Origin of the sequence: Tsukamurella sp. 1534, assembly GCF_000312385.1 — a bacterium.
GTDB lineage: Bacteria > Actinomycetota > Actinomycetes > Mycobacteriales > Mycobacteriaceae > Tsukamurella.
This window is the reverse complement of the sequence record NZ_HE997627.1, coordinates 627772-651578: the sequence shown is the minus strand read 5'-3', so window position 1 is coordinate 651578 and position 23807 is coordinate 627772. Positions and strand designations below refer to the sequence as shown.

22 protein-coding genes are annotated in these 23807 nt (G+C 69.9%); 13 read left to right on the top strand and 9 right to left on the bottom strand.

Features of this window, described 5'->3' with window-relative positions; all coding sequences use genetic code 11:
- Positions 1-26: 26 nt before the first annotated feature.
- Together BN39_RS15500 and BN39_RS15495 are read right to left on the bottom strand one after the other, a co-directional pair.
- Positions 27-758, bottom strand: coding sequence for a putative protein N(5)-glutamine methyltransferase (locus tag BN39_RS15500; protein ID WP_019203346.1), 732 nt, complete (start codon positions 756-758; stop codon positions 27-29).
- Positions 759-925: 167 nt separating this feature from the next.
- Positions 926-1432, bottom strand: coding sequence for an amino-acid N-acetyltransferase (locus tag BN39_RS15495; RefSeq protein WP_256378493.1), 507 nt, complete (start codon positions 1430-1432; stop codon positions 926-928).
- A 100-nt stretch (positions 1433-1532) separates the two neighbouring features.
- On the opposite strand from BN39_RS15495, the gene pgsA reads away from it, so the two are divergent.
- From pgsA to BN39_RS15460, 8 genes are all read left to right on the top strand, one after another.
- Positions 1533-2111 carry a CDP-diacylglycerol--glycerol-3-phosphate 3-phosphatidyltransferase gene (gene pgsA, locus BN39_RS15490; protein WP_019203344.1) on the top strand — a complete coding sequence of 193 codons (579 nt, stop codon included), beginning with the start codon at positions 1533-1535 and terminating at the stop codon, positions 2109-2111.
- Positions 2098-2574 (top strand): CinA family protein, encoded by a 477-nt coding sequence (locus BN39_RS15485; RefSeq protein WP_019203343.1) that lies wholly within the window; start codon positions 2098-2100, stop codon positions 2572-2574. Before pgsA ends, BN39_RS15485 begins: the two co-directional genes overlap by 14 nt.
- A gap of 79 nt (positions 2575-2653) precedes the next feature.
- Positions 2654-2929, top strand: coding sequence for a helix-turn-helix domain-containing protein (locus BN39_RS15480; protein WP_019203342.1), 276 nt, complete (start codon positions 2654-2656; stop codon positions 2927-2929).
- Positions 2930-3102: 173 nt separating this feature from the next.
- Positions 3103-3918: a PspA/IM30 family protein gene (locus BN39_RS15475; protein ID WP_019203341.1), complete on the top strand. Its 816-nt coding sequence runs from the start codon at positions 3103-3105 to the stop codon at positions 3916-3918.
- Positions 3919-3922: 4 nt separating this feature from the next.
- Complete coding sequence (locus BN39_RS15470) at positions 3923-4792, top strand: hypothetical protein (RefSeq protein WP_148281511.1); 870 nt, start codon at positions 3923-3925, stop codon at positions 4790-4792.
- Between the two features lie 144 nt (positions 4793-4936).
- A complete protein-coding gene (locus tag BN39_RS23705) occupies positions 4937-5107 on the top strand; it encodes a hypothetical protein (RefSeq protein ID WP_019203339.1) in 171 nt (56 codons plus the stop codon).
- Between the two features lie 28 nt (positions 5108-5135).
- Positions 5136-6278 carry a glycosyltransferase gene (locus tag BN39_RS15465; protein WP_019203338.1) on the top strand — a complete coding sequence of 381 codons (1143 nt, stop codon included), beginning with the start codon at positions 5136-5138 and terminating at the stop codon, positions 6276-6278.
- A 32-nt stretch (positions 6279-6310) separates the two neighbouring features.
- On the top strand, positions 6311-6502 hold the full coding sequence (locus tag BN39_RS15460) for a DUF3046 domain-containing protein (protein ID WP_019203337.1): 192 nt from the start codon (positions 6311-6313) through the stop codon (positions 6500-6502).
- Positions 6503-6519: 17 nt separating this feature from the next.
- On the opposite strand, the gene BN39_RS15455 is transcribed toward BN39_RS15460, so the two are convergent.
- Positions 6520-9678 carry an arabinosyltransferase domain-containing protein gene (locus BN39_RS15455; protein WP_019203336.1) on the bottom strand — a complete coding sequence of 1053 codons (3159 nt, stop codon included), beginning with the start codon at positions 9676-9678 and terminating at the stop codon, positions 6520-6522.
- Positions 9679-9909: 231 nt separating this feature from the next.
- On the opposite strand from BN39_RS15455, the gene BN39_RS15450 reads away from it, so the two are divergent.
- Complete coding sequence (locus tag BN39_RS15450) at positions 9910-13437, top strand: indolepyruvate ferredoxin oxidoreductase family protein (RefSeq protein ID WP_051159062.1); 3528 nt, start codon at positions 9910-9912, stop codon at positions 13435-13437.
- A 181-nt stretch (positions 13438-13618) separates the two neighbouring features.
- The gene (locus BN39_RS22350; RefSeq protein ID WP_019203334.1) at positions 13619-14407 is read left to right on the top strand and encodes a methyltransferase domain-containing protein; all 789 of its coding nucleotides are present in this window, start codon (positions 13619-13621) and stop codon (positions 14405-14407) included.
- Between the two features lie 12 nt (positions 14408-14419).
- Here BN39_RS22350 and BN39_RS15440 read toward each other — a convergent pair whose 3' ends face one another.
- Both BN39_RS15440 and BN39_RS15435 read right to left on the bottom strand, forming a co-directional pair.
- A complete protein-coding gene (locus BN39_RS15440) occupies positions 14420-16933 on the bottom strand; it encodes a glycoside hydrolase family 65 protein (protein ID WP_202803303.1) in 2514 nt (837 codons plus the stop codon).
- Between the two features lie 59 nt (positions 16934-16992).
- Positions 16993-17703 (bottom strand): beta-phosphoglucomutase family hydrolase, encoded by a 711-nt coding sequence (locus BN39_RS15435; RefSeq protein ID WP_019203332.1) that lies wholly within the window; start codon positions 17701-17703, stop codon positions 16993-16995.
- Between the two features lie 397 nt (positions 17704-18100).
- Here BN39_RS15435 and recA point away from each other — a divergent pair, with 397 nt between their 5' ends.
- The 3 genes from recA (at position 18101) to BN39_RS15420 (ending at position 20357) form a co-directional block, all read left to right on the top strand.
- Positions 18101-19150, top strand: coding sequence for a recombinase RecA (gene recA, locus BN39_RS15430; RefSeq protein ID WP_019203331.1), 1050 nt, complete (start codon positions 18101-18103; stop codon positions 19148-19150).
- A gap of 5 nt (positions 19151-19155) precedes the next feature.
- The gene (locus tag BN39_RS15425) at positions 19156-19755 is read left to right on the top strand and encodes a regulatory protein RecX (RefSeq protein ID WP_019203330.1); all 600 of its coding nucleotides are present in this window, start codon (positions 19156-19158) and stop codon (positions 19753-19755) included.
- Positions 19756-19979: 224 nt separating this feature from the next.
- Entirely contained in the window at positions 19980-20357 is a 378-nt protein-coding gene (locus tag BN39_RS15420) for a VOC family protein (RefSeq protein WP_019203329.1), read from the top strand.
- A 91-nt stretch (positions 20358-20448) separates the two neighbouring features.
- Here the strand turns inward: BN39_RS15420 and BN39_RS15415 are convergent, their stop codons facing one another.
- The 4 genes from BN39_RS15415 to BN39_RS15400 are packed head-to-tail and all read right to left on the bottom strand — an operon-like array spanning position 20449 to position 23721.
- On the bottom strand, positions 20449-21345 hold the full coding sequence (locus tag BN39_RS15415; RefSeq protein ID WP_019203328.1) for an amino acid ABC transporter permease: 897 nt from the start codon (positions 21343-21345) through the stop codon (positions 20449-20451).
- A complete protein-coding gene (locus BN39_RS15410; protein ID WP_019203327.1) occupies positions 21342-22025 on the bottom strand; it encodes an amino acid ABC transporter permease in 684 nt (227 codons plus the stop codon). Before BN39_RS15410 ends, BN39_RS15415 begins: the two co-directional genes overlap by 4 nt.
- Positions 22022-22993, bottom strand: a complete 972-nt coding sequence (locus tag BN39_RS15405) for a glutamate ABC transporter substrate-binding protein (protein WP_019203326.1) — start codon at positions 22991-22993, stop codon at positions 22022-22024. Before BN39_RS15405 ends, BN39_RS15410 begins: the two co-directional genes overlap by 4 nt.
- Positions 22993-23721: an amino acid ABC transporter ATP-binding protein gene (locus BN39_RS15400; protein WP_019203325.1), complete on the bottom strand. Its 729-nt coding sequence runs from the start codon at positions 23719-23721 to the stop codon at positions 22993-22995. The genes BN39_RS15405 and BN39_RS15400 overlap by 1 nt, the downstream gene beginning before the upstream one ends.
- Positions 23722-23807 lie beyond the last annotated feature (86 nt).

Genomic DNA, 23807 nt, shown 5'->3' with positions numbered 1-23807 from the left:
GGCGCGACCGTCGAGGCGGCCCGGCCTCAGGCCAGCAGGCCGACGGTGACCGTCGACGCCCGCTCCGAGTCCGTCTCGGTGTGGGCGTCGAAGCCGGCGGCACGGAGCAGCCGCTCGGTGTACTCGGCCTGATAGCGGCCGGTCTCGATCAGCACCCGCCCGCCGTCGGCGAGCCACATCCGCGCCTCGGCGGCGATCCGGCGGTGCAGGGAGAGCCCGTCCGGCCCGCCGTCGAGCGCGGTGCGGGGCTCGTGATCGCGGGCCTCGGGCGGCATCGTCGCGATCGCCGCGGTCGGCACGTACGGGGCGTTCGCCGCGAGCACGTCGACGCGGCCGACGAGACCGCGGGGGAGCGGCGCGAACAGATCGCCGACGAGGACCGTCGCCTCCGGGGCGTTGCGCCGGGCGAAGCCCGCGGCCACCGGGTCGATCTCGACCGCGTACCGCTCGGCGGCGGACGAGGTCGCGGCGATCGGGGCGACGCCGGCGCAGAGCTCCACCAGTACTCCCGGCGCCGCGGCGGCGGCCAGCTCCGCCAGGAACTCCGTGCGCTTGCGGGGCACGAACGCGCCCGGGCCCACCGCGAGCCGGCGCCCGAGGAACTCCGCCCAGCCCACGAGGTGCTCCAGCGGTTCGCCCGCGCACCGGCGCCGCACGAGCTCCTCGAGATCGGCGCCCGATGCGGTCCCGTCCAGTACAGCGGCCTCCTGTTCGGCGAAGACGCATCCCGCTGCCCGCAACTCGGCGACCACATTCACGGGACGAGTCAATCACGCCCGGACGTGCTCCGAACAGGCATGTCCCCGGTGCTATCCGGAATCAGCTGACGTGACGGGAGTGATCGGCCAGCTGCAAATCCCGGTCGAGCGCCGCTCCATGCGATGCGTTCGTGAATCCGCAGCGACCGTGGCCCCGATCCTCCGGTCTAGAGAGCGACGAGCATGCGGCTGTTTCCCAACGTGTTGGGTTTCACGTACGAGAGGTCGAGGAACTCCGCAACGCCTTGGTCGTAGGACCGGCACAGCTCCGCGAACACCTCGGAGCTCACCGGAGTCCCGTCGATCTCCACGAAACCGTGGCGGCCGAAGAACTCCGTCTCGAAGGTGAGTACGAACACCCTGCGCAACTCCAGGAGGCGCGCCTCGTCGAGCAGGCGGGCCACCAGGCGGTGGCCGATTCCGTGGCCCTTGACCGCGGGATCGACGGCGAGCGTGCGGATCTCGCCGAGGTCGGCCCACAGCACGTGCATCGCCCCGCAGCCCGTGATCTCGCCGTCGACCTCGGCCACCCAGAACTCCTGGATCGACTCGTACAGCGTGACCAGGTTCTTCTCCAGCAGGATCCTGCCCGCGTAGAAGTCGATGAGGCGCTTGATCGCGGGGACGTCCGAGGTCCGGGCGCGCCGCAACGCAACGCCTTTCGCAGTGGTCACCGGAGAACAGTAGCGCGCGGGCGAGGCGTGTCCGGCCGCGTCGCGGGGCGGGGCAACGGCGCGATGGGCCGGCACTCCGCGCTACCTATAGGCTGAGCCCGTGAGTGCAACGGATGGCGCGAGTCCTGCGGGCACGCGTGTCTCCAACCTCAACCCGGCGAACGGCCTGACGGTTCTCCGGATCGTACTCGTCCCCGTCTTCCTCGTGGCCCTCTTCGCGGACGGCGGGCATTCGGCCGCGTGGCGGTGGACGGCGTTCGCCATCTTCGCCGTGGCGATGATCACGGACCGGATCGACGGCCAGATCGCGCGCCGCTACGGCCTGGTCACCGAGTTCGGCAAACTGATGGATCCGATCGCGGACAAGGCGCTCACCGGTGCGGCGTTCGTCGGGCTGTCGGTGCTGGGCGACCTGCCCTGGTGGGTCACGATCGTGATCCTGGGCCGGGAGCTGGGCATCACGCTCATGCGGTTCTGGGTGATCAACGAGGGCGTGATCCCCGCCAGCCGCGGCGGCAAGCTCAAGACGCTGCTGCAGACGCTGGCGCTGGGGCTCTACATCATGCCGCTGCCCGACGCGTTCCACTGGCCGAAGGTGATCGTCATGGGCGCGGCGCTCGTCGTCACCGTCCTCACCGGCCTCGACTACGTGCGGAGCCTCCGCCGTGCCCCCGCCTGAGGCCCGCGCCCTCGTCGAGGCTCTCGCCGCGCGCGGCCAGACCGTGGCGTCCGCCGAATCCCTCACGGCAGGGCTCTTCGCCGCGACCGTCGCCGAGGTGCCCGGTGCCAGCGCCGTCCTACGGGGCGGCCTCATCGTGTACGCGACCGATCTCAAGGCGACGCTCGCGGGCGTACCGCCCGACCTGCTCGACCGCGTGGGACCCGTCCACCCGGACACCGCCGCGGCGCTCGCCGACGGCGCGCGGGCGCGCTGCGGCGCCGACTGGGGTGTGGGGCTCACCGGCGTGGCCGGCCCCACCGAACAGGACGGGGTGCCTGTGGGCACCGTTCACCTGGGGATCGCGGGACCCTCCGGCACCACCGTCACCTCGCTCGCGCTCGACGGTGACCGCGCCGCGGTCCGGCGTGGAGCGGTGGCCGCGGCGCTCCGGGCGGCCGCGGACCGGGTCGCCGAAAGTTAGTTTCGAGCAATTCACCGAACCCGGGAACCAAGAGGCCGGGTTCCGCGTTGACTGGACAGAGATCAAGACGGAGGTGAGCATGGCTCTACTGCTTCGCGAGGCGATCGGCGAGAACCTGCGGAAGACGCGGGTCGGCCAGAGTCGCACGCTGCGGGACGTCTCGTCCGCGGCCCAGGTCAGCCTCGGATACCTGTCGGAGGTCGAGCGGGGTCAGAAGGAGGCGTCCAGCGAACTGCTGGCCGCGATCTGCGGCGCCCTGGACGTCGAGGTGGCCGAGGTGGTCGCCCAGGCGAGCGTGTCGCTGCGGCCCATTCCGAAGATGGTGATCCCGGCGCCGGCGCTCGCCGCGGCCTGACCGGACCCCGATGCCTCGCTGCCGCGGGTTCGGGGAATTCCCCGAACCCGCGGATCAGGGCGGCGCGGCGGGCCCGTTACCCGATAGATTGGTACCCACGCGTTCGGTGCGATACCGGACGGCCGGACTCATCCGTTCGGACAGACTTCGAAATTAGAGGCGTAGGAGAGACGATGGCTAACCCGTTCGTCAAGGGGTGGCGCTACCTGATGGCGCTGTTCAACGCGAAGATCGATGAGAACGCGGACCCCAAGGTGCAGATCCAGCAGGCGATCGAGGACGCCCAGCGTCAGCACCAGGCGCTCTCGCAGCAAGCGGCGTCCGTGATCGGTAACCAGCGCCAGCTGGAGATGAAGCTCAACCGCCAGCTGGCCGAGGTGGAGAAGCTCTCCGCCAACACCCGGCAGGCGGTGCAGCTCGCCGACCAGGCCAACGCCGCGGGGGACACGGCCAAGGCCACCGAGTACACCAACGCCGCGGAGGCGTTCGCCGCCCAGCTGGTGACCGCCGAGCAGAGCGTCGAGGACCTCAAGGGCCTGCACGACCAGTCGCTCCAGGCCGCGGGCCAGGCCAAGCGCGCCGTCGAGCAGAACGCCATGAACCTGCAGCAGAAGCTCGCCGAGCGCACCAAGCTGCTGAGCCAGCTGGAGCAGGCGAAGATGCAGGAGCAGGTGTCCGCATCGCTGAACCAGATGGGCGAGCTGTCCGCTCCGGGCAACACGCCCAACCTGGACGAGGTGCGCGAGAAGATCGAGCGCCGCTACGCCAACGCGCTCGGCTCCACCGAGCTGGCGCAGAACTCGGTCCAGGGCCGCATGGCCGAGGTCCAGCAGGCCACCGTGCAGATGGCCGGCCACTCGCGGCTCGAGCAGATCCGCGCGTCCATGCAGGCCAACGGCCAGATCAGCGGCGGCCAGCAGGCCCCGCAGTCCGCACCGGCGCAGCCGCAGTCCGCGCCCCAGCAGGCCCCCAACCCGGGCCAGCAGTAGTCCCATGAGCACGCAGCGAGGCCGCTACCGCACCGATTTCTCGGCGGTGGCGGCCTCTGCTGCGCGTATGGCCGGGTCCGCGATCGAGGCCGCGACGAGCGCCATGGACGCCGCTGCGCGCGCCGCCGACGAGGCCCGGGACAAGGCGGCCCGTCGCAAGGATCCCAAGGCCACGCATCTGCGGTCGATCCGCAACGCCAAGAACAGCGTGAGCGGCTGGGCGGCCACCACGTCGTCGGCCGCCGTCGTCTCCGTCGGCGGTTTCGCGGCCGCCGCCCCCGTCGTGGGCGGCACCGCGACCGCGGTCACCGCGATCGTCGCGGTCCCCACCGCCTACGCCGTCGGGAAGTTCCGGCGCCTGCGCCGTGCGCCGGTCCCACCCCGCGGGTACGCCCGACGGGCCGTTCCCGCACCGTCGTCCGCCCTGCACCGGCCCGTGCGGCGCTTGGCCGACGCCGAACAGGAGTTCCTCGGCCTGATGGCCGTGCTGTCCCGCTCGGGCGCGCTTCCGCCCGATGCCCTCTCCGATCTCGACGCGGACGCCGAGGCCTCGGCCGACGCGATCGTGGACTACGCCGAGCAACTGGTCGACCTGGAACGCGTCGTCGCCCGCGGCGGCGGCGCCGGCGACTACCTGCGGGACACCCTCGACGACGGGATCGCCGGCCTGGACCAGGGCGTCGCCGCCTACCTCGACATGGTGCGTTCCGCCGCCACGACGGTGGCCGCCGCGCGCCGTTCCCTGGGCTCGCCCGCGAGGTTCGACGATCTGAGCCTCGCCACGCCCCGCCTGCAGGAGACCGCCGAGCGGCTCCGCGCGTGGGCGTACGGCATCGCGGCGCTGCCGCCGGTGCCCGACACCCGCACCTGGTGAATCCCGCGTGGCCCGTGCCGCGCCCCTCGGGGTTAACCCCCATTTCTCCCTGAAACCCCAGTTCAGAGCGTGACTTTCGACTCCTCGCAGGAGCAGTATGGAAGACGAAAGACCTCACGAAAACTCCCCGAAAGGTACACCGCAATGTTCTGGAAGATCATCGGAGCAATCGTCCTCATCTGGATCGCCCTCATGGTGGTGTCGGCGATCGTCAAGTCGCTGCTGCCGCTGGCTCTCATCGCCCTGGTGATCATCGGTATCGTCAGCGTGGTCAAGTGGATGGGATCGGGCAAGAAGACGACGACGTCGTTCTGACGGCGGCGTGGCCCGCGCTAGGAGGAGCATGCGGGTCGCACTCGTCGCAGGATCCGAGGCCGGGCACGCGCTGCCCGGCCTCGCGCTCGCGGTACGGCTGCGGACCGCAGGGCACGACCCCGTCGTCTTCACCGGCCGGCAGTGGGCCGGCACCGGCGAGCGGTACGGGATCGATACCCGGGAGCTGCCCGGCCTCGCCGCCCGCCCCGGGGACGACGACGGCGACGCGGGCGCGAAGATCCACGACCGGGCCTCCTACATCGCGTCGCGGCTGCTCCCCGAACTCGGCGCCGCGGCCCCGGATCTCGTCGTCGCCGACATCCTGACGCCCGGCGGGGGCATGGCGGCCGAAGCGATCGGCGCGCCCTGGATCGAACTGAGCCCGCACCCGCTGTACCTGCCCTCCAAGGGGCTCCCGCCCATCGGCGCCGGGATGGCGCCCGCCGAGACCCCCGCCGAATTCGTCCGCGATGCGATCCTTCGCGCGTTCACCGACCGCGACATCCGCGCGGGCCGCCGGCAGAGGGAGGCGGCCCGCGTGAAGATCGGGCTCGCACCCCGCGAACCCGGCCCCGCCGCCCGGCTGGTCGCGACGATCCCCGCCCTCGAGGTGCCCCGGCCCGACTGGCCGGCCCGCACCCACGTCGTCGGGCCGCTCACCCTCGAACCCACCGACGCGGCGTGCCCCGTCCCCGGCGGCGACGCCCCGTTGGTGATGGTGGCACCGTCGACCGCGGCGACGGGGGAGCAGAGCCTCGCGGAACTGGCGGTGGACGGGCTGCGCGGAACCGGGGTGCGGCTGGCGATCAGCGGACTGAACCCGCCAGTCTTCGACGAGCCGTGGGTGGCCAGCGGCTTCGGCCGGCAGGACGAGCTCGTGGCGCGCGCGGACGCCGTGGTGTGCGGCGGCGGCCACGGCATGCTCACCAAGGCGCTCACCGCGGGACGGCCCGTCGTGGTGGTGCCCGGCGGCGGCGATCAGTGGGAGCTCGCCAACCGCGTCGCCCGGCAGGGGAGCGGCGTGCTCGTGCGGCCCGCGACCGCCGGGGCGATCGCGGACGGCGTGCGCCGGGTCCTCGGTGAGCCGTCGTTCGCCCGTGCCGCGCGGGAGGCCGCCGCGAGCGCGCACCGCGTCGCCGATCCGGTGACCGTCTGCGAGGCCTACGCCTGAACACCGCCGCCGGTGCCCGGTAGCCTGGCCCGGTGCGCCTCACCGAGTTCCAGGAACTGCTCTACGCCGAGTTCGGCTCCCTGCGCGGCGACACGCTCATGCGCGACCACCGGCTCAGCCGGCTCGGCATGACCGGCGACGCCGCCGTCGAGGCGGGTGTGGACCCGCGCGACGTGTGGCGCGAACTGTGCTCCGAATTCGACGTTCCCCGCGACCGCTGGTAGCCGCGGGCGCCCCGCCGTCAGCCCGCCGGCGTGGCGCCCGGCGTCCAGAATCCCGACCGGGTGTGCGTCGACTGGACGGTCTGCGCCGCCGGCGCGTCGACGAGCGGCCTGTACCGCTCCAACGCGCCCCAGTCGCGGCCCCAGTCGTTCTCCAGGTAGCTCGGCACCGTCCCGGCGGTGGTCAGCAGCTGGGACCATCCCAGCGGGCCGCCGGCGTCGCCGCCCTGCCACGTCGTGGTGGCGGCTGCGGCCAGATCCCGCTCGGGCAGGATCCGCCACCGGGGCAGCTCGGCGATGCCGCCGTACTCGCGCCACTGGCGCTGGCACGGGAAGCCGATGCCGGCGCCCCAGTCGACCAGCGTCGGATCGTCGGCGACGAGCTCGTTCAACGTCTCCAGCTTCGGTGCCCGCGGCGGCGTGTACGCCACCCAGGTGCGCTCCGACGGGGCGGTGATCCGCGCGACCACGCGCACAGCGGTCGCGCCGCGCGGGATCTGGTCCGCGGGGACGCGCAGGTTCCGCCACGCCGGGGCCGGGCCGATGTCCAGCGGGGTGACCGCGCCCGCCGGGGTGATCCGGTTCGCCGCGGTGTCGCCGGTGCCGAACTCGAGCCGCAGGCCGCCCGGATCGAATTGCCCCGCGGCGCTGATCGTGAGCAGCCGGTCGACGCCCCCGGCCGGCAGCGCGTACCAGCTGGACGTCGCCTTCGCATTGCGCTGCGCCCCCTGCTGGCGACTGCCCACCACGGGCACCCTCGCCGGGTCGAGGCCGAACGGCAGCGCCGCCGTCGAGCCGTTCACGCCCGGGGTGCTGAGGGTGCCGCCGCCGGTGCCGCCCGTATTCGACGGGGTCGTGTCCGCGTCGCCCGTCCGCACCAGGTCGGCGGCGCCGCGGGCGGAGGCGTTGAGGCTGCTCGCGATGCCGTTCGGCGTGAAGTTCGCGTTCTCGGCGCCCACCAGCGGCTCGCGGGACCCGCCGAGGGCGGGCAGGACTCCTGCGGTGGCGTCGCGCTCGACGAGCACGGAATCGGCCATACCGCACGGGTCTCCCGCGAGGGACCGGATGTTCTGCAGGCCGTACGAGTAGGCGGGCCACTGCACCGCGATCGACGCGGCGTTGGTGGCGCCGATCATCGCGATGATGAGCGTCGCGACCAGGGTGACGGGGGTCGCGAACGCGGGCAGCTTCGCGGCCGCAGCGGGGGCCTTCGGCGTCCACCCGGTCACGTGCACCACCAGGGCCGCGGCCAGCAGCAGCACCGTCGCGACGGCGAACACGTTGGCCAGCTTGATCCCCGCGATGACGGGTTCGGTCCCGCCCCAGGGAATCCCGAAGTTGCCGGGATAGAACCAGCCGTTGGTCGATTCGAACGCCAGGGTGGCGCAGCCCGCCACCGCGGCCAGTGTGAGCAGCCGGAACTGCGGGCGGCGGATGGCCCTCGGCCCGATCGCGACCGCCGCGACCGCGGCCGCCATCGCGCCGAGGGTGGCGAAGGCACCGAAGTGGTGGGTCCACTTGGTCGGGTTGAACGCCATCACCAGGGTCGAGATCCCGATCGCGGCGGCGATGCGGCGGGCCGGACCGCTCGCCAGGCCGGGGATCCGGCGGCGCCGGAGCAGCACGACGGCCGCGATCACGGCGGACAGGCCCATGGCGAGCATCGCGAACCGTCGGGCGACGGAACCGTTCGGGTTCTGCTGGAACAGGGCCTCGTACCGGATGATCTCGCGGTGCCACGCCTCGCTGGGCCCGACGTCGGCGAGCAGCTTGGTGGACTGCAGCATCTCGACGAGGCCGTGGTCGCCGAAGACCAGGTACAGCACGGACGCGCCCGCGGCGGCCAGCGGCAGGAGCGAACCGGCGTAGCCGTTCTCCTTGACGTGAGCCCGGACGGCGGCCCAGAGCGGTGCCGCGGCCACGAGGAAGACCGCGAACGCGAAGCTGCCCGTCGGGGCGGCGGACAGGGTGAGGCCGGCGATCACGAGGCCGATCCCGGCGGGGGCCAGGCGCCGCGTCGCGACGGTCCGCTCGACGCAGCACCAGGTGAGCACGGTGCCCAGCGCGACGATCGGCTCCGGGCGCAGTCCGGGGTTGTAGGTGAGCCAGAACAGCGTGAAGACGGCCGCCGCGGCCCATAGCGCCCGGGAGTGGTCACGCGGGGCGCGGCGCCTGCTCAGGCCCAGCCGGGGCAGTACCTCGCGGGAGAGCAGCAGCCAGGCGGCGATCCCGGACAGCAGCGCCGGCAACCTCAGCCACGGGCTGGAGACGCTCAGCTCGCTCATCCACGCGACCACGTAGAACGGCATGCCGAACGGTGCGTAGGGGGCGTCGTAGTAGCGGAACACCTCGGGCATGTACCCGGAATGCAGGGCCGCCTTGACCATGCCCAGGATGTAGCCGTCGTCGGACGTGGGTGCGCCGATCACGTGCCACACCAGCAGGCTGCCGAACACCGCGGCGTCGGCGAGCCCGAACCGGGCCCAGGCGCGCCAGCGGGTCTGCAGCAGGTGTTTGCCGCGGCGGTTGCCGGCGCGGTCGAGGACGGCGAGCGCGACCAGCGAGATCAGCACGGAGAGCACGCCGATCGCGATCGCCGCGCCCTTGAGCGCAGACGGGGTGGAGGTGTACCGGGAGTCGACGTCGATCGACATCCTCGGGAGCGGGCCGGCCTGGTCGGCCGGGAGGTCGGTGAACACGCCCACCACCTGCGGCCGCAGGTCGCCGGCCACGTCGCCCTTCTCGGACAGGCCGGACGCGGTCGCGGTGGCGCCGTTCATGTCGACGGTGACCCGGAGGTCGCCGCAGCGCGGCAGTTCGCTCCGCGGGATCGACTGGATGAGAGTGCCCTTCGAGCGCACCGTCAGCGAGTCCGCGTCGGTCGTCACCCACAGGCCCGCGGTCCGCGCGCGATCGCCCGCGGGCGGCGGCGTGGTCGCGGCGAGGACGGTCTCGCGGTCCGCCGGAGTGTTCGCGGCGAGCGCGCACGGCACGGTCACGTCCACCTCGAGCGGCTTGTACATGGTGAGCGGCGCCGTCACCGGTGCCGCCGAACCCGCCTGCGGCCAGTCGACGGTGACGGCGGTCTGCCGGATGGGCAGCAGTGGCGTGGCGATCGCCAGTACGAGGCCCACCAGGCCGGTGACGACGGCGACGATCCGAGCGGTGCGGAGGTTCACGATCAGTCAGGGTATCGGCCCCCGGGGCGAACCTCCGTGACCCTGTTCCCGGACGCCGCGTCGGCATGTGATTTCTCGGAGACCGCCCGTTATGATGTGACCACCGACACAGCCCGTGCTTCGATCCGCCACCCCTGGATTGCAGCGCAAACAATAGAAAGCCTGGTGGTTTCCGTGACCCTTGACGCCAACTCGCCGACCAACACCCCCGGTGGCAACACCGAGCGGAGCCTGGCCGGCGGACACGATTCGGATCCGCGAGGCGGTCAGTCGGGCACCGTCGAATCCTTCTCGCTGGACGATCGCTACACGCGCGAGCAGGGCACGATCTACCTCACGGGCATTCAGGCCCTGGTCCGCATGGTGCGGGACCGGGCGCGGCTGGATCGTCGCCAGAACCTCAAGACCGGCTCCTTCATCTCCGGCTACGAGGGTTCGCCGCTGGCCGGGTACGACCTGGAGATCGCCAAGCGCGGCAAGTACCTCTCCGAGTACGACATCGTTCACCGGCCGGGGCTCAACGAGGAGCTCGCCGGCACGTCCGTGATGGGCTCGCAGGTGGCCGCGCAGGTCGGCAACCTGGATCGCGGGCTCGACGGCGTCGTCGGGTACTGGTACGGCAAGGCCCCGGGCCTGGACCGCGCCACCGACGCGCTGCGCCACGCCAACCTCATCGGCACGCACCCCACGGGCGGGGCGGTCGCCCTCGTCGGCGACGACCCGGGCGCCAAGAGTTCGACGGTGCCCTGCGCCTCCGAGATGGCCCTCGCGGACCTGTACATGCCGATCCTCTATCCGGCCGATTCGCAGGACATCCTCGACCTCGGCGTGCACGCCGCGATCATGTCCCGCGTGTCGGGTCTGTGGACGTCCCTGAAGATCTCGGCGCACGTCGCCGACGGCGCCTCGTGCGCCGACGTGCACCCGGACCGCGTGCTGCCCGTGTACGGCGACCTGGGCATCAGCCCCCACGTCCCGTCGGGCAAGCTGCTCGGCGCGAACCTCATGGAGCTCGAGCAGAACCAGCTCACGGTGCGCATGCCGCGTGCCACGGAGTACGCCCGGATCAACCGGCTCAACCGGATCACCGTGCGCTCGAGCGACGACCGGATCGGCATCGTGGCCGCCGGCAAGACGTACATGGACGTGCGGGAGTCGCTGCGGCTCATCGGCATCGACGACGCCGACCTCAACGCCCTCGGCATCCGCATCCTCAAGATGGGCATGGTGTACCCGTTCGAGCGGCAGATCATGCACGAGTTCATCGACGGCCTCGACGAGGTGATCGTGGTCGAGGAGAAGCGCGACTTCCTCGAGACCATGATGCGCGACATCCTGTTCCGCCACCCGGGCGCGCCGAACATCGTGGGCAAGACCAACGAGGACGGCTCCACCCTGTTCTCCCGCTTCGGCGAGCTGGACCAGGACGCCGTCACCCGCGGCCTCGCGTCGCGCCTCGCCCGCGTGCACGACGTGGCCGCCGCGAAGGACTGGCTGGACCGGAAGGCGAAGCAGCGCACCCGCATCGAGCTGCCGCTCGCGGTGCGCAGCCCGTACTTCTGCTCGGGTTGCCCGCACAACACGTCGACCAAGGTCACCGACGACACCCTGGTGGGCGCCGGCATCGGCTGCCACGCCATGGTGCTGCTCATGGACCCGCAGCAGGTGGGCGACATCACCGGCGTCACGCAGATGGGCGGCGAGGGCGCGCAGTGGGTCGGCATGGCGCCGTTCGTCACCGAGAAGCACTTCGTGCAGAACATCGGCGACGGTACGTTCATGCACTCCGGTTCGCTCGCGCTGCGCCAGTCCGTGGCGTCGGGGGAGCGGATCACCTACAAGCTGCTGTTCAACGGCACGGTCGCGATGACCGGCGGCCAGGACCCGGTGGGCCAGATGACGCTGCCGCAGATCTGTTCGTTGCTGCAGGCCGAGCGGGTCACGAAGATCGTGGTCACCTCGGACGATCCGAAGCGCACCGCGTCGGTGGGGCTTCCGAAGGGCGTCCACGTGCGGCACCGCGAGGACATGCTCGAGGTGCAGCGCGAGCTCGCCGAGCTGCCGGGTGTCACCGTGCTGGTGCACGACCAGTACTGCGCGGCCGAGAAGCGGCGTAAGCGCAAGCGCGACAAGTACCCCACGCCGAATCAGCGCGTCGTGATCAACGAGCGCATCTGCGAGGGCTGCGGCGACTGCGGCGTGAAGTCGAACTGCCTCTCGGTGCACCCGGTCGAGACCGAGTTCGGCCGCAAGACCCGGATCGACCAGAGCTCCTGCAACCTCGACTTCTCCTGCCTCAAGGGCGATTGCCCGTCGTTCGTGACGGTCACCCCCGGGGCGCAGGGCAAGGTGCGGAAGTCCGTGCCGGACATCGCCGCCGACGACGTGCCGCAGCCGCTCAAGGCGCGGCGCGAGTCGAACGGCTTCGCGATCCGCGTCACCGGCATCGGCGGCACGGGCGTGGTCACGGTGTCGCAGATCCTCGCCACCGCCACCGTGCTCGACGGGCACGTGGCGCGGACGGTCGACATGACCGGCATGGCCCAGAAGGGCGGCGCCGTGATCTCCGACGTGAAGGTGTCGGCCGGCTACGTGGAGCAGGCAGCCAAGGTGGCCTCGGGCGACTGCGACGTGTACCTGTCCTGCGACGGCCTGGTGGGTGTCGACCCGGCGAACCTCAAGGTGGCCTCGCCGGAGCGCACCACGTCGATCGTGTCCACCACCAAGATCCCCACGGGACAGATGGTGATCGACACCGCCGTGGGCTACCCGGATCAGGGCAGCATCCACGCGGCGATCGACCAGGCCTCGCTGCGCTCGGTGTACCTCGATCCGGGCGAGCTCACGTTGCAGCTCTTCGGGGACGAGCAGTACGCCAACATGTTCATGGTGGGCGCCGCGTTCCAGACCGGCGCGCTGCCGATCAGCTCCGCGTCGATCGAGCGGGCGATCGGACTCAACGGCGTCGCCGTGGAGAAGAACCTGCAGGCGTTCCGCCGGGGCCGCCAGTCGGTGGCCGACCCGGCCGGGGTGACCGCCGCGATCGACGCGCTGCACCCGATGCCGGCGCCGATCGCGCTCAGCGCGTTCGCGACCGCGCAGGCCGGCAAGCTCGACGGTGCCTCGGAGGAGGTGCTCCGGCAGGTGGCGCTGCGCGTGGACGAGCTGGTCGCGTACCAGGACCAGGCCTACGCCACCCGGTACGCGGACGACGTTGCCCGAGTGTTCCGTGCCGAGAAGGTCTGGGACTCCGAGGATCTCACCGCCGCCGTCGCGCACAACCTGCACAAGCTGATGGCGTACAAGGACGAGTACGAGGTGGCTCGCCTGAGCCAGGACGCGGAGTTCGCGGCACAGGTGGCCGACGAGTTCGGCACCGACGCCAAGAAGGCGATCCGGCTGCACCCGCCGACGCTGCGGGAGATGGGCCTGAAGAACAAGCTGGCCCTGGGCGAGTGGGTGAATCCGGGCATGAAGACGCTGGCGAAGATGAAGCGCCTGCGCGGTACCCGGCTCGATCCGTTCGGCATGACCGAGATGCGCCGCATGGAGCGCACGCTGGTCGCCGAGTACCGCGCACTGGTGGGCCTGATGATCGCCGCGATCGAGGCCGGCCGCGTTTCCGAGGAGCAGCGGGTGCAGGTCGTCGCGCTCGCCGAGTTGCCGGACATGGTGCGCGGCTACGAGGGCGTGAAGACCGCCAACGTGGAGAAGTACCGCGCCGCCGTCCAGGAGCAGCTGGAGGCGCTCGGCTGGTGATCCGCCCGCTGGGGCGTTTGTAGACGAGAACTGCGGGCTCGACCACGTGTCGGCCCGCAGTTCTCGTCTACAAGTCCGGATCGGATCGCATGGGCACCTGACCACTGCTTGTTCGTCCTGCTGGGGGCCGCGAACGTACGATGCGCTTGTGAGTGGGTGTTCGAGCTTTTCGGCGGGGCGTATGGGTGACGACACCGAACGATTCGTGTCGTCACTGGATCGCCAGGCGGAGATGGCCACCGTCAAGACTCTTCGCGACTGGGTCAGAGACCGTGTGAACCTCGGTCCCGGTTCGACGGTGCTCGACGTGGGTTGTGGCACCGGCGCCGAGCTCGTGGAGCTCGCGGCTCTGGTGCAGCCGCACGGTCACGCGCTGGGTGTCGATGCGAATCGAGCGATGCTCGAGACTGCTCGTCGGCGTACCACTGATCACACGGGGCTTCTCCTCATCGACGGTGAGGCGTCAGCGATTCCAGTGGCGGACTCCGCCGTCGACGCCGTGGTGTGCGAGCGAGTCCTCCAACATCTCGACTACCCGCCCGAGGTCGCGGTGCAGGAGTTCGCGCGTGTGACCCGGATCGGCGGCACGGTGGCGCTCACCGACACCGACTGGTCGAGCCTGCAGGTCGTCATCCGGGACGACGAGGCCGCCACCGAATTCCTGCGGCAGGTGCGCGAGCGACTGGAACTACCGTTCACGTCGAATCAGAAGGTGGGTCGCTTCCTCGGTGACTACTGCGTGCAAGCCGACCTGCAACTGGTTGACCAACGGTGTGCTGCGCTCACCGACTTTCAGCCCGCACTCGTGCTGGCCGTCCTCGGCGGTGTGAAGGCGGCTGCCGCCCAGCTGCTCGGTCCTGGTGAACTGCATGAGGCCGAGACGCTGCTGGACGATACGTTGGAACAGAACTCCTTGCAGATCTCGGTTCAGATGCATGCGGTTGTCGCCCGACGAACAGAACCGGTCTGACGCCGTCTCCCGTCAGCGGCCGTGGCCGTAGGGGTCGGGCACTCCGGCGGTGTAGAGCATCTCGTGTTCGTCGGTGTGCGCGATCACCGGAAGCCTGCCGAGCTTGCGCTCCACCTGGTGCCCCTGGTGGGCGAGCGGCACCGTCGTCCTCGCGCCGCGCAACACGGTGACCGGTTCGCCGCGCACCACCACGTCGACGGATTCGGCGTCGCCGTCGGTGATCTCGAACGCGATCCCGTCCGCGGTGAGGGTGACCGTCAGACGGGAACCGCGCAGCCGCATCCGCCAGGTGAGGGATTCCCACTCGGCGGGCAGCCGCGGGTCGAAGGAGATCGCGCCCCCGTTGTCCCGCATCCCGCCGAAGCCGTTGACCAGCGCGTTCCACACGCCGCCGGCGGCGGCGACGTGCACGCCGTCGGACGCGTTGCCGTGCAGGTCGGCGAGGTCGACGAACAGGGTGCTGAGGAAGTACTTCAGCGCCATGTCGAGGTAGCCCACCTCGCCGGCGATGATCGACTGGACGACCGCGGACAGCGACGAGTCGCCGGTGGTGATCGGGTCGTAGTACTCGAAGTCCGCCAGCTTCTCCTCGGCGGTGAACTCCTCGTTCTGCAGGAACAGCGCGGCCACCACGTCGGCCTGTTTGAGCACCTGGAACCGGTAGATCACCAGCGGGTGGTAGTGCAGCAGGAGCGGGTGCTGTTCGTCCGGGGTGGCGGCGAGATCCCACACCTCCCGCTCCAGGAAATGCTGGTCCTGCGGGTGCACCTTGAGGCGGGCGTCGTACGGGATGTGGATGCCTTCGGCGATCCGGGCCCACTCGTCGACCTCGTCGGGGAGGAGGTCGAGGCGATTCACCATGCGCTGGTAGGCCTCCGGCGCGTGCTCGGCGATGTATCGGGACCAGTACGCGGCGTCGCGCAGGTTGGCCCTGGCCATCACGTTGGTGAACAGGTTGTTGTTCACGACGGTCGTGTACTCGTCGGGCCCGGTGACGCCGTGGATGTGGTACTGCCCATCGCCGTTCGAGCCGCCGTTGTGGAGCCAGAAGCCCAGATCGGCCCACATCCGGGAGGTCTCGACGAGCACGTCGATCCCCTCGTTGATCATGAAATCCACGTCGCCGGTCGCGCGGACGTACTTGACCAGCGCGTAGGTGATGTCGGCGTCGATGTGGTACTGCGCGGTGCCGGCAGCGTAGTACGCCGACGCCTCCTCCCCGTTGATGGTGCGCCACGGGTACAGCGCGCCCCGCTGCGCCAGGTCGCGGGCGCGCTGGCGTGCCGTGGGGAGCATCTGGTAGCGGAACCGCATGAGCCCGCGCGCCGCCGACGGTGAGGTGTACGTGAGGAAGGGCATCACGTAGATCTCGGTGTCCCAGAAGAAGTGGCCCTCGTACCCCGATCCGGTGACGCCCTTCGCGGGCACACCGCCCTGCCCGACGCGTGCCGAGGCCTGCGCCAGCTGGAAGAGGTTCCAGCGGATGGCCTGCTGGACGGCGGGCCGGCCCGGTGTCTCGACGTCCGAATCCGCCCAGTACCGGTCCAGCCATGCGCGCTGCTCGATGAACGCGGACTCGACGCCGTGGTCGCGGAGGCGCTTGAGGGTGCGATCGCATCTGTCGACGAGCTCGCGCACCGGGACGCCCCGCGACGTGTGGTACGTCACCACCTTCGTGACGGTGATCGGCACACCCTCCCGCGCGGCCACTCGGTAGATCTTCTTGGCGCGGTCCGGTTCGGCGCGGTCGATCTCCTCGTACGCGTTCTCCGTGTCGATCGTGTGGTCCACGGCCACCGCGAGGGTCATCTTCGACGATGCGGTCCGGTAGCCGAGGATGATCCGCTCCGGGTCGGCGGAGTGCTCCTGCGGCTCCAGCACGCGTTCGGTGAAGTCGCTGGCCTTCCGCGGGTCGACGCCCTCGCCCATGGCCGCCGAGCGCACGTAGTACTCGTCCCGGCCGTCCTGCCGGTTGAGTACCTGCGAGGAGATCGCCACGGGCGCGTCGCCGGTGAGCATCGTGACCTCGAAGGTCATGATGGCCAGGTGGCGCTGGGTGAGCGAGACCATCCGCCGGCTGCGCACCTGGACCCGCTTGCCCGACGGGGTGCGCCAGATCAACTCGCGAGTGAGTACGCCGTCGGCGAAGTCGATTGTGCGACTGTAGGTTTCGAGGTCGGCAACCGAGAGGAGCAGCGGCTCGTCGTCGACGTACAGCTTGATCGTCTTGGCGTCGGGAACGTTGACGATCGTCTGTCCCACGCGGGCGAACCCGAACGCCTCCTCCGCGTGCCGGATGGGCCACGTCTCGTGGAAACCGTTGATGAAGGTCCCGTGTGCGTGGGTCTCGCGGCCCTCTTCGACGTTGCCGCGCATTCCGAGGTATCCGTTGCCGACGGAGAACACGGTCTCGGTGATCCCGAGATCGTTGGGGTTGTACCAGGATTCGATGAGTTTCCACTCGTCGACCGGGAATCGGGTCCGGTCCAGCATGTCAATGGCGTCGAGGGGGAGGTCAGCCGTCACCGGCCGAGACTAACGCTTCGACGGTGACGGTGCGCGCCGGATGCGGGACGCGCGCCGGGTTAGAGCAGTTCGTCCAGTTCGGCGACCACCACGTCGGCGCCGGCCGCCACGAGGGCGTCCGCGCCGACGCCGCGGTCGACGCCCACGACCAGGCCGAAGTCCCCGGCCCGGCCGGCCGCCACGCCCGAGGTGGCGTCCTCGAACACCACCGCGCGGTCGCGGGGCGCGCCCAGCCGTTCGGCGGCGACGAGGAAGGTGTCGGGCGCGGGCTTGCCGGGCAGGTTCTCCCGCGTGCCCACCTCCCCGTCGATGACGATCTCGAACCGGTCCGCGAGTCCGGCGGCGTGCAGGACGGCGGGGGCGTTCCGGGACGAGGACACGACGGCCACCGCGGTGCCGCGTTCGGCGAGGGCGTCGAGCAGGCGCACCGACGCCGGATAGGCCCGGACGCCGTCGGTGGTGAGGATGTGGGTGAACTCCGCGTTCTTGCGGTTGCCGAGGCCGCACACGGTCTCGGACTCGGGCGGGTCGTCCGGGGTGCCGTCGGGCAGGGTGATGCCACGCGAGGCGAGGAACGAGCGGACCCCGTCGTAGCGGGGCTTGCCGTCGACGTACTCGAAGTAGTCGGCCTCGGTGTAGGGCTCCTCGATCCCGCGTCCGCGGAGGAACTCGTTGAACATGCGATCCCAGGCGTGCATGTGCACCTGTGCCGTCGGGGTCAGCACACCGTCGAGGTCGAAGAGCGCGGCGTCGTAGTCGTCCCAGTTCACGGCGGCCAGCCTAAGCGAGTCCGGCGAGTCCGGCAGGACTCTCGGTGAGGCGGCGGACCCGCCCGGCGCCGAGGGCGGGGTCCCACGGCCGTTCGCGCCTCAAGCGTCACCTCACGTCGACGGTTGCCGGGCGCCCGCACGGTGAGCGGAGAAAGCGCTGTTCGGAGGGTGATCGCGAGCCGCCGCCTCGGCCCGCGCGGACTCACCCGGCGTGTCGCGCGTTCGATGCTTGCTTCGAACGGAGGTTCGCCTATAGTCGATCGTGTTCGACGTGAAAGCGAGCCGACGAGACGCGCCGCGTGTGGCGATGTCAAAACTTGTCAGTGGCCCTCTCTAGCGTCCCAGGCAACAAGAGAACGCGCCGGCGGCACTGTCGGCCCGAAGGACGGAGAGTCTCATGGCACCTGCAGCACCGGATCGCGAGAAGGCCCTCGAACTGGCTCTCGCCCAGATCGACAAGAGCTACGGCAAGGGCTCGGTCATGCGCCTCGGGGACGAGGTCCGCCAGCCCATCTCGGTGATCCCCACCGGGTCGATCGCGCTGGACGTGGCGCTCGGCATCGGCGGCCTGCCGCGAGGCCGTGTGATCGAGGTGTACGGCCCGGAGTCCTCGGGTAAGACCACCGTCGCCCTGCACGCCGTCGCCGAGGCGCAGGCCAACGGCGGCATCGCCGCGTTCATCGATGCGGAGCACGCGCTCGATCCCGACTACGCGGCCAAGCTCGGCGTCGATACCGATGCGCTGCTGGTGTCCCAGCCGGATACCGGTGAGCAGGCGCTCGAGATCGCGGACATGCTGATCCGCTCCGGCGCGCTGGACATCATCGTCATCGACTCGGTGGCCGCGCTGGTCCCCAAGGCCGAGATCGAGGGCGAGATGGGCGACAGCCACGTCGGCCTGCAGGCCCGCCTCATGAGCCAGGCGCTCCGCAAGATGACCGGCGCCATGAACAACTCCGGCACCACCGCCATCTTCATCAACCAGCTGCGCGAGAAGATCGGCGTCATGTTCGGATCGCCCGAGACCACCACGGGCGGTAAGGCGCTGAAGTTCTACGCCTCGGTCCGCCTGGACGTCCGCCGCATCGAGACCCTCAAGGACGGCACGGACGCGGTGGGCAACCGCACCCGGGTCAAGGTCGTCAAGAACAAGGTGTCGCCGCCGTTCAAGCAGGCCGAGTTCGACATCATCTACGGCCAGGGCATCAGCCGTGAGGGCTCGATCATCGACATGGGCGTGAACGAGGGCTTCATCCGCAAGTCCGGCTCCTGGTACACCTACGACGGTGACCAGCTGGGCCAGGGCAAGGAGAACGCCCGCAAGTTCCTGCTGGAGAACCCGGACGTCCGCGACGAGATCGAGAAGCGGATCAAGGAGAAGCTCGGCGTCGGTGCGGATGTCACCGTCGACGCCGACGAGATCGCTCCCGCGCCCGTCGAGTTCTAGTAGCCATGTCCGACTACTCGGACGATGAGGTCGTCTCCCGGGGGCGGCGTCGCGGTCGGCGTCGCCGGGAATCGCCCGACGGTGCCGAGCCGCAGCAGCAGGTGGAGCAGGACCCCGCCAAACGCGAGGCATTGGCGCGGGACGTGATCTACCGGGCGCTCGGTATGCGAGATCACTCCCGGTCGGAGCTCCGCACGAAGCTCGGGCGCCGCGGTTTCGACGAGGAACTGACCGAGCGCATGCTCGACAAATTCGTCGAGGCCGGGCTGGTGGACGATGCCGCGTTCGCGCAGCGCTGGGTCGAATCGCGGCACACCTTCTCCGGCCGTGGGCGCCGTGCGCTCGCTCAGGAGCTGCGTGCCAAGGGGGTCGGCGAGGCGGAGGCCGCCGCGGCGCTGGAGACCGTCAGCCGTGAGGACGAGCAGGAGCGCGCCGCGGAGTTGGTGGAGCGCAAGCTCGTTCGTATCGATGTCCCCGAGGACCGCGCGGAGCGGGACAAACTGACCCAGCGGCTCGTCGGCATGCTCGCCCGCCGCGGGTACCACCCGTCGCTCGCGCTGTCCGTCGTGCTCGACGCGATCCGCGAGAAGGCCGCTGCGGAATAGCCCGGCGGATCGAACCAGGGGAGCGGATCCCCTTTCTCGGTGATGCCCTCGGAGATCACTCCGGGGGCATCGCTATTTCGTGGGCGCGGCGCTAATCTCTACGCTATGACTGCCGGAACGGCCACGCGCCACACACGGAGAGGCGATCCGGCGACCGGTTGACGGCGCGCGGGCCGCCGTGGGGACGGACGGAGAACCCTCTACCGACCCACGAAAGGAAAACCGTGTCAGCACGTTTCAACCACACCATCATCGTGTCCGAGGATGGTGAGCAGTCCGCCGCGTTCTACCGCGCACTCCTCGAGGCGAGCGACGCCCCGTCCTGGGGCCCGTTCACCAACCTGACCCTCGACGGCGGGGTGCTGCTGCAGTTCGCCGCGCCGCCGGTCGACGAGATCCAGATGCAGCACTACGCGTTCCTCGTCGACGACGACCTGTTCGACCGCGCCTACGGCTGGATCACCGCGAACGGCGTCGACCACGCCGCCGACCCGTTCTGGAAGCGGCCGGGCGAGATCAACCACGAGCACGGCGGGCGGGGCGTGTACGTCCGGGACCCCGCCGGCCACGGCGTCGAGCTGCTCACCCGGCCCTACCTCTGAACGCGGGCCCGGCACCGTCGGGCGGACCCGCGCAGCACGAACGGAAGGCGCCCCCGGAAATCGTCTCCGGGGGCGCCGAACGTTCCTCGCGTCAGCGGCTGCGGCGCTCGCGCAACGTCCGCTCGACCCACCGGGCGAGCCGGGTCAGGCCGTAGTTGATGAGGATCATGATGACCGCCACCACGATGAGCGCGACGAACAGCGACCGGTACGTGATGCCCGCCTGGATGCCCTGGCGGACGATCTCGGTGTAGCCGATGATGTAGCCCAGCGCGGAGTCCTTCAGGGCGACCACCATCTGCGAGATCAGGGCGGGCAGCATCGCCGTGATCGCCTGCGGCAGCAGGATCAGCCGCATGAGCTGATTCTTTCTCAGGCCCAGCGCGGACGCGGCCTCCGACTGCCCCTTGGGCAGCGAGTTGATGCCGGAGCGGATGATCTCGGCGATGACCGAGCCGTTGTACATCGTGAGGCCGAACACCACGGCCGCGAACGCGAGCTGCGCCGACGGGAACAGCGATGCGGCCGCGAACGCGTAGTAGGCGAACAGGATCAGGATCAGCACCGGGATGGCGCGGAACAGCTCCACGACGGCGCCGCTGATCCACCGCACGGCCCGGTGGTCGGAGAGCCGCCCCAGGCCCAGCACCGTGCCGAGCACGAGGGCGAAGACGATCGACACGACCGCGGCCAGCAGGGTTCCCCACAGGCCGGGCAGCAGGTACGTCGTCCAGAAGCGGGAGTCGACGATCATCTCCCACTTGGACCAGGCGAGCTGGCCCTTGCTGTTCATCACCCACAGCATCCACGCCGCGAACGCGACGACGGCGGCGATGAAACCGACGGCGACGATCTGGTCGCGCCGCTGCTGTTTGGGGCCGCGGGCGTCGAACAGCACGCTGCCCTTCTGCTTCGGATTGATCTTGGGCGCCTTCGGGGGAATGTCGTTCACGGGGTTCGGGAGGTCGACGGGGTTCGGGTTCGTCATCGCTTCACCGCCAGTCGGTTGGCGAGGTAGGTGAACAGGAGGCCGATCGGAAGCGTGAGGGCCACGAAGCCGACGGCGATGATCGCGAAGATCGTGTAGATGGAGTCCGGATACGTCTCCACCGACGACTTCATGAGCAACGCCGCCTCGGAGACGCCGATCACCGAGGCGATCGTACTGTTCTTCGTCAACGCGATGAGGACGCTGCCCATCGGGGCGATGACCGCCCGGACCGCCTGCGGCAGAACGATGGTCCCGAACACGGTGAAGAAGGGGAGGCCGAGGGCGCGCGCGGCCTCGGCCTGGCCGACGGGCACCGTGTTGATGCCGGCGCGGAGCGTCTCACAGACGAACGCCGCGGTGTAGAAGGACAGGCCGAGTACGGCGAGCCGGAAGTTGTTGTCCCGGACGAAGCTGTCGTTCTGCGGTGCCAGCGTGAACCCCAACATCATGAACAGGCCCATCCAGCAGAACAGGATGATCAGCGTGAGCGGGGTGTTGCGCACGACGTTGACGTAGAAGTTGGCGAACGACCGCATGATCGGGACGGGCCCGACGGCCATGCCGGCCAGGATCATCCCCCACACGAGGGCGATCACGCCGGAGAAGAACGTGAGCTTGATCGTCATCCAGAACGCGGGCCACAGCAGGGGCCCCATGTAGTCCCACATGGTGGTCACGAGGCACCTCCGCACTTCGTCGAGGGGGAGCTCACGAACGCGAGGTCTCCCACCGAGGGCTTGAACTTGTCGAATCCGCCCGCGCGATCGATGAGACGCTGGGTCTCCGAATCACCGAGGTTCTTCCGCAGCGCCTTCTCCCAGCTGCCGTCGGAGATCATCTCGTTGATCGCGGTGTTGATCGCGGCCTGCACCTGGGGCTTCTTCTTGGGGATGCCGATGCCGTAGCGCTCCGTGGAGAACGGGCTGCCGGCCTTCTTCTGCGCGCCCTTGATGCACTGGTCGGCGATGTAGGTCATGTCGACCACCCGGAACTCGCCGCCGTACTGCTGGTTGAACCCGGCGAGGATCGACTCGTCGGTGGTGAGGGCGTCGATGCTGCCCTGGTGCAGCGCCTCGGTGCAGGTGGAGTACGAGTCGAACTCCTGCAACTGCACGCCGGGGAGCTGCGCCTTGACGTTCTGCGCGGACGTCGAACCGGCGGCCGAGCACAGCTTCTTGCCGTTGTTGAGGTCCGTCAGCTGCTTGAGGCTCGCGTCGTCGCCGCGGACCAGCAGGCCCTGCCGCACCACGAGGTACGGGCCGGCGAAGTCGACCTTCTTCGAACGGGCCGCGTTGATCGAGTAGGTGGCGGCGATCATGTCGACCTCGCCGTTGTTGATGAGCGTCTCGCGCTGCGCCGACGGGGTCTCGCGCCAGCGGATCTTGGGCTCCTTCCAGCCGTTCGCCTTCGCGATCGACTTCACGACGTAGGAGCTGACGTCCACGTCGAAGCCCGTCATCGACTTGTCGGGATTGCGCAGACCGAGACCGGGCTGGTCGTACTTGGTGCCGAGCAGCACCGAGCCCGATTCGATCGACTTGAGCAGGTCGCGGGGTCCTGTGCTGCCGCAGGCGACCAGGCCGCCGGCCATCGCGATGGCCGCGACGATCGCTGCGAGCAGGCGAATTGTCTTGGGCCCGTTCATCAGTGGCTCAGAATCTTCGACAGGAAGTCCTTCGCGCGCGAGGACTTCGGGTTGTTGAAGAAGGTCTCGGGATCGGTGTCCTCGACGATCGCGCCGTCCGCCATGAACAGGATGCGGTCCGCGGCCTTGCGGGCGAAGCCCATCTCGTGGGTCACCACGACCATGGTCATGCCCTCCTTGGCGAGGGACACCATCACGTCGAGGACCTCGTTGACCATCTCGGGGTCCAGCGCCGAGGTCGGCTCGTCGAACAGCATCACCTTCGGCTCCATGGCGAGGGCGCGGGCGATGGCGACGCGCTGCTGTTGGCCGCCGGACAGCTGGGCCGGCATCTTGTCCGCCTGGCTGGCGATCCCGACGCGGTCCAGCAGCTCCATGCCCCGCTTGCGCGCGTCCGCCGACGACTTCTTGCGCACCTTCATCGGCGCGAGAGTGACGTTGTCGATGATCGACTTGTGGGAGAAGAGGTTGAACGACTGGAACACCATGCCCACGTCGGCGCGCAGGGCGGCCAGCCCGCGTCCCTCCTCGGGGAGCACCGCACCGTCGATCCGGATCGTGCCCGAGTTGATCGGCTCCAGCCGATTGATGGTGCGGCACAGGGTCGACTTGCCGGATCCCGACGGCCCGAGAACCACCACGACCTGGCCCCTCGGCACGGTCAAGTTGATGTCCTTGAGCACGTGAAGATCACCGAAGTATTTGTCTGCTGACTGGATCTCAATCATCGGAGCCGAGCTTGTGGGCTCGTTCGCTGCGGGAGTGGTCATGGTGCAGAGCCTATGATCACCGAGGTTTCGTCCGCGTAAAGTCG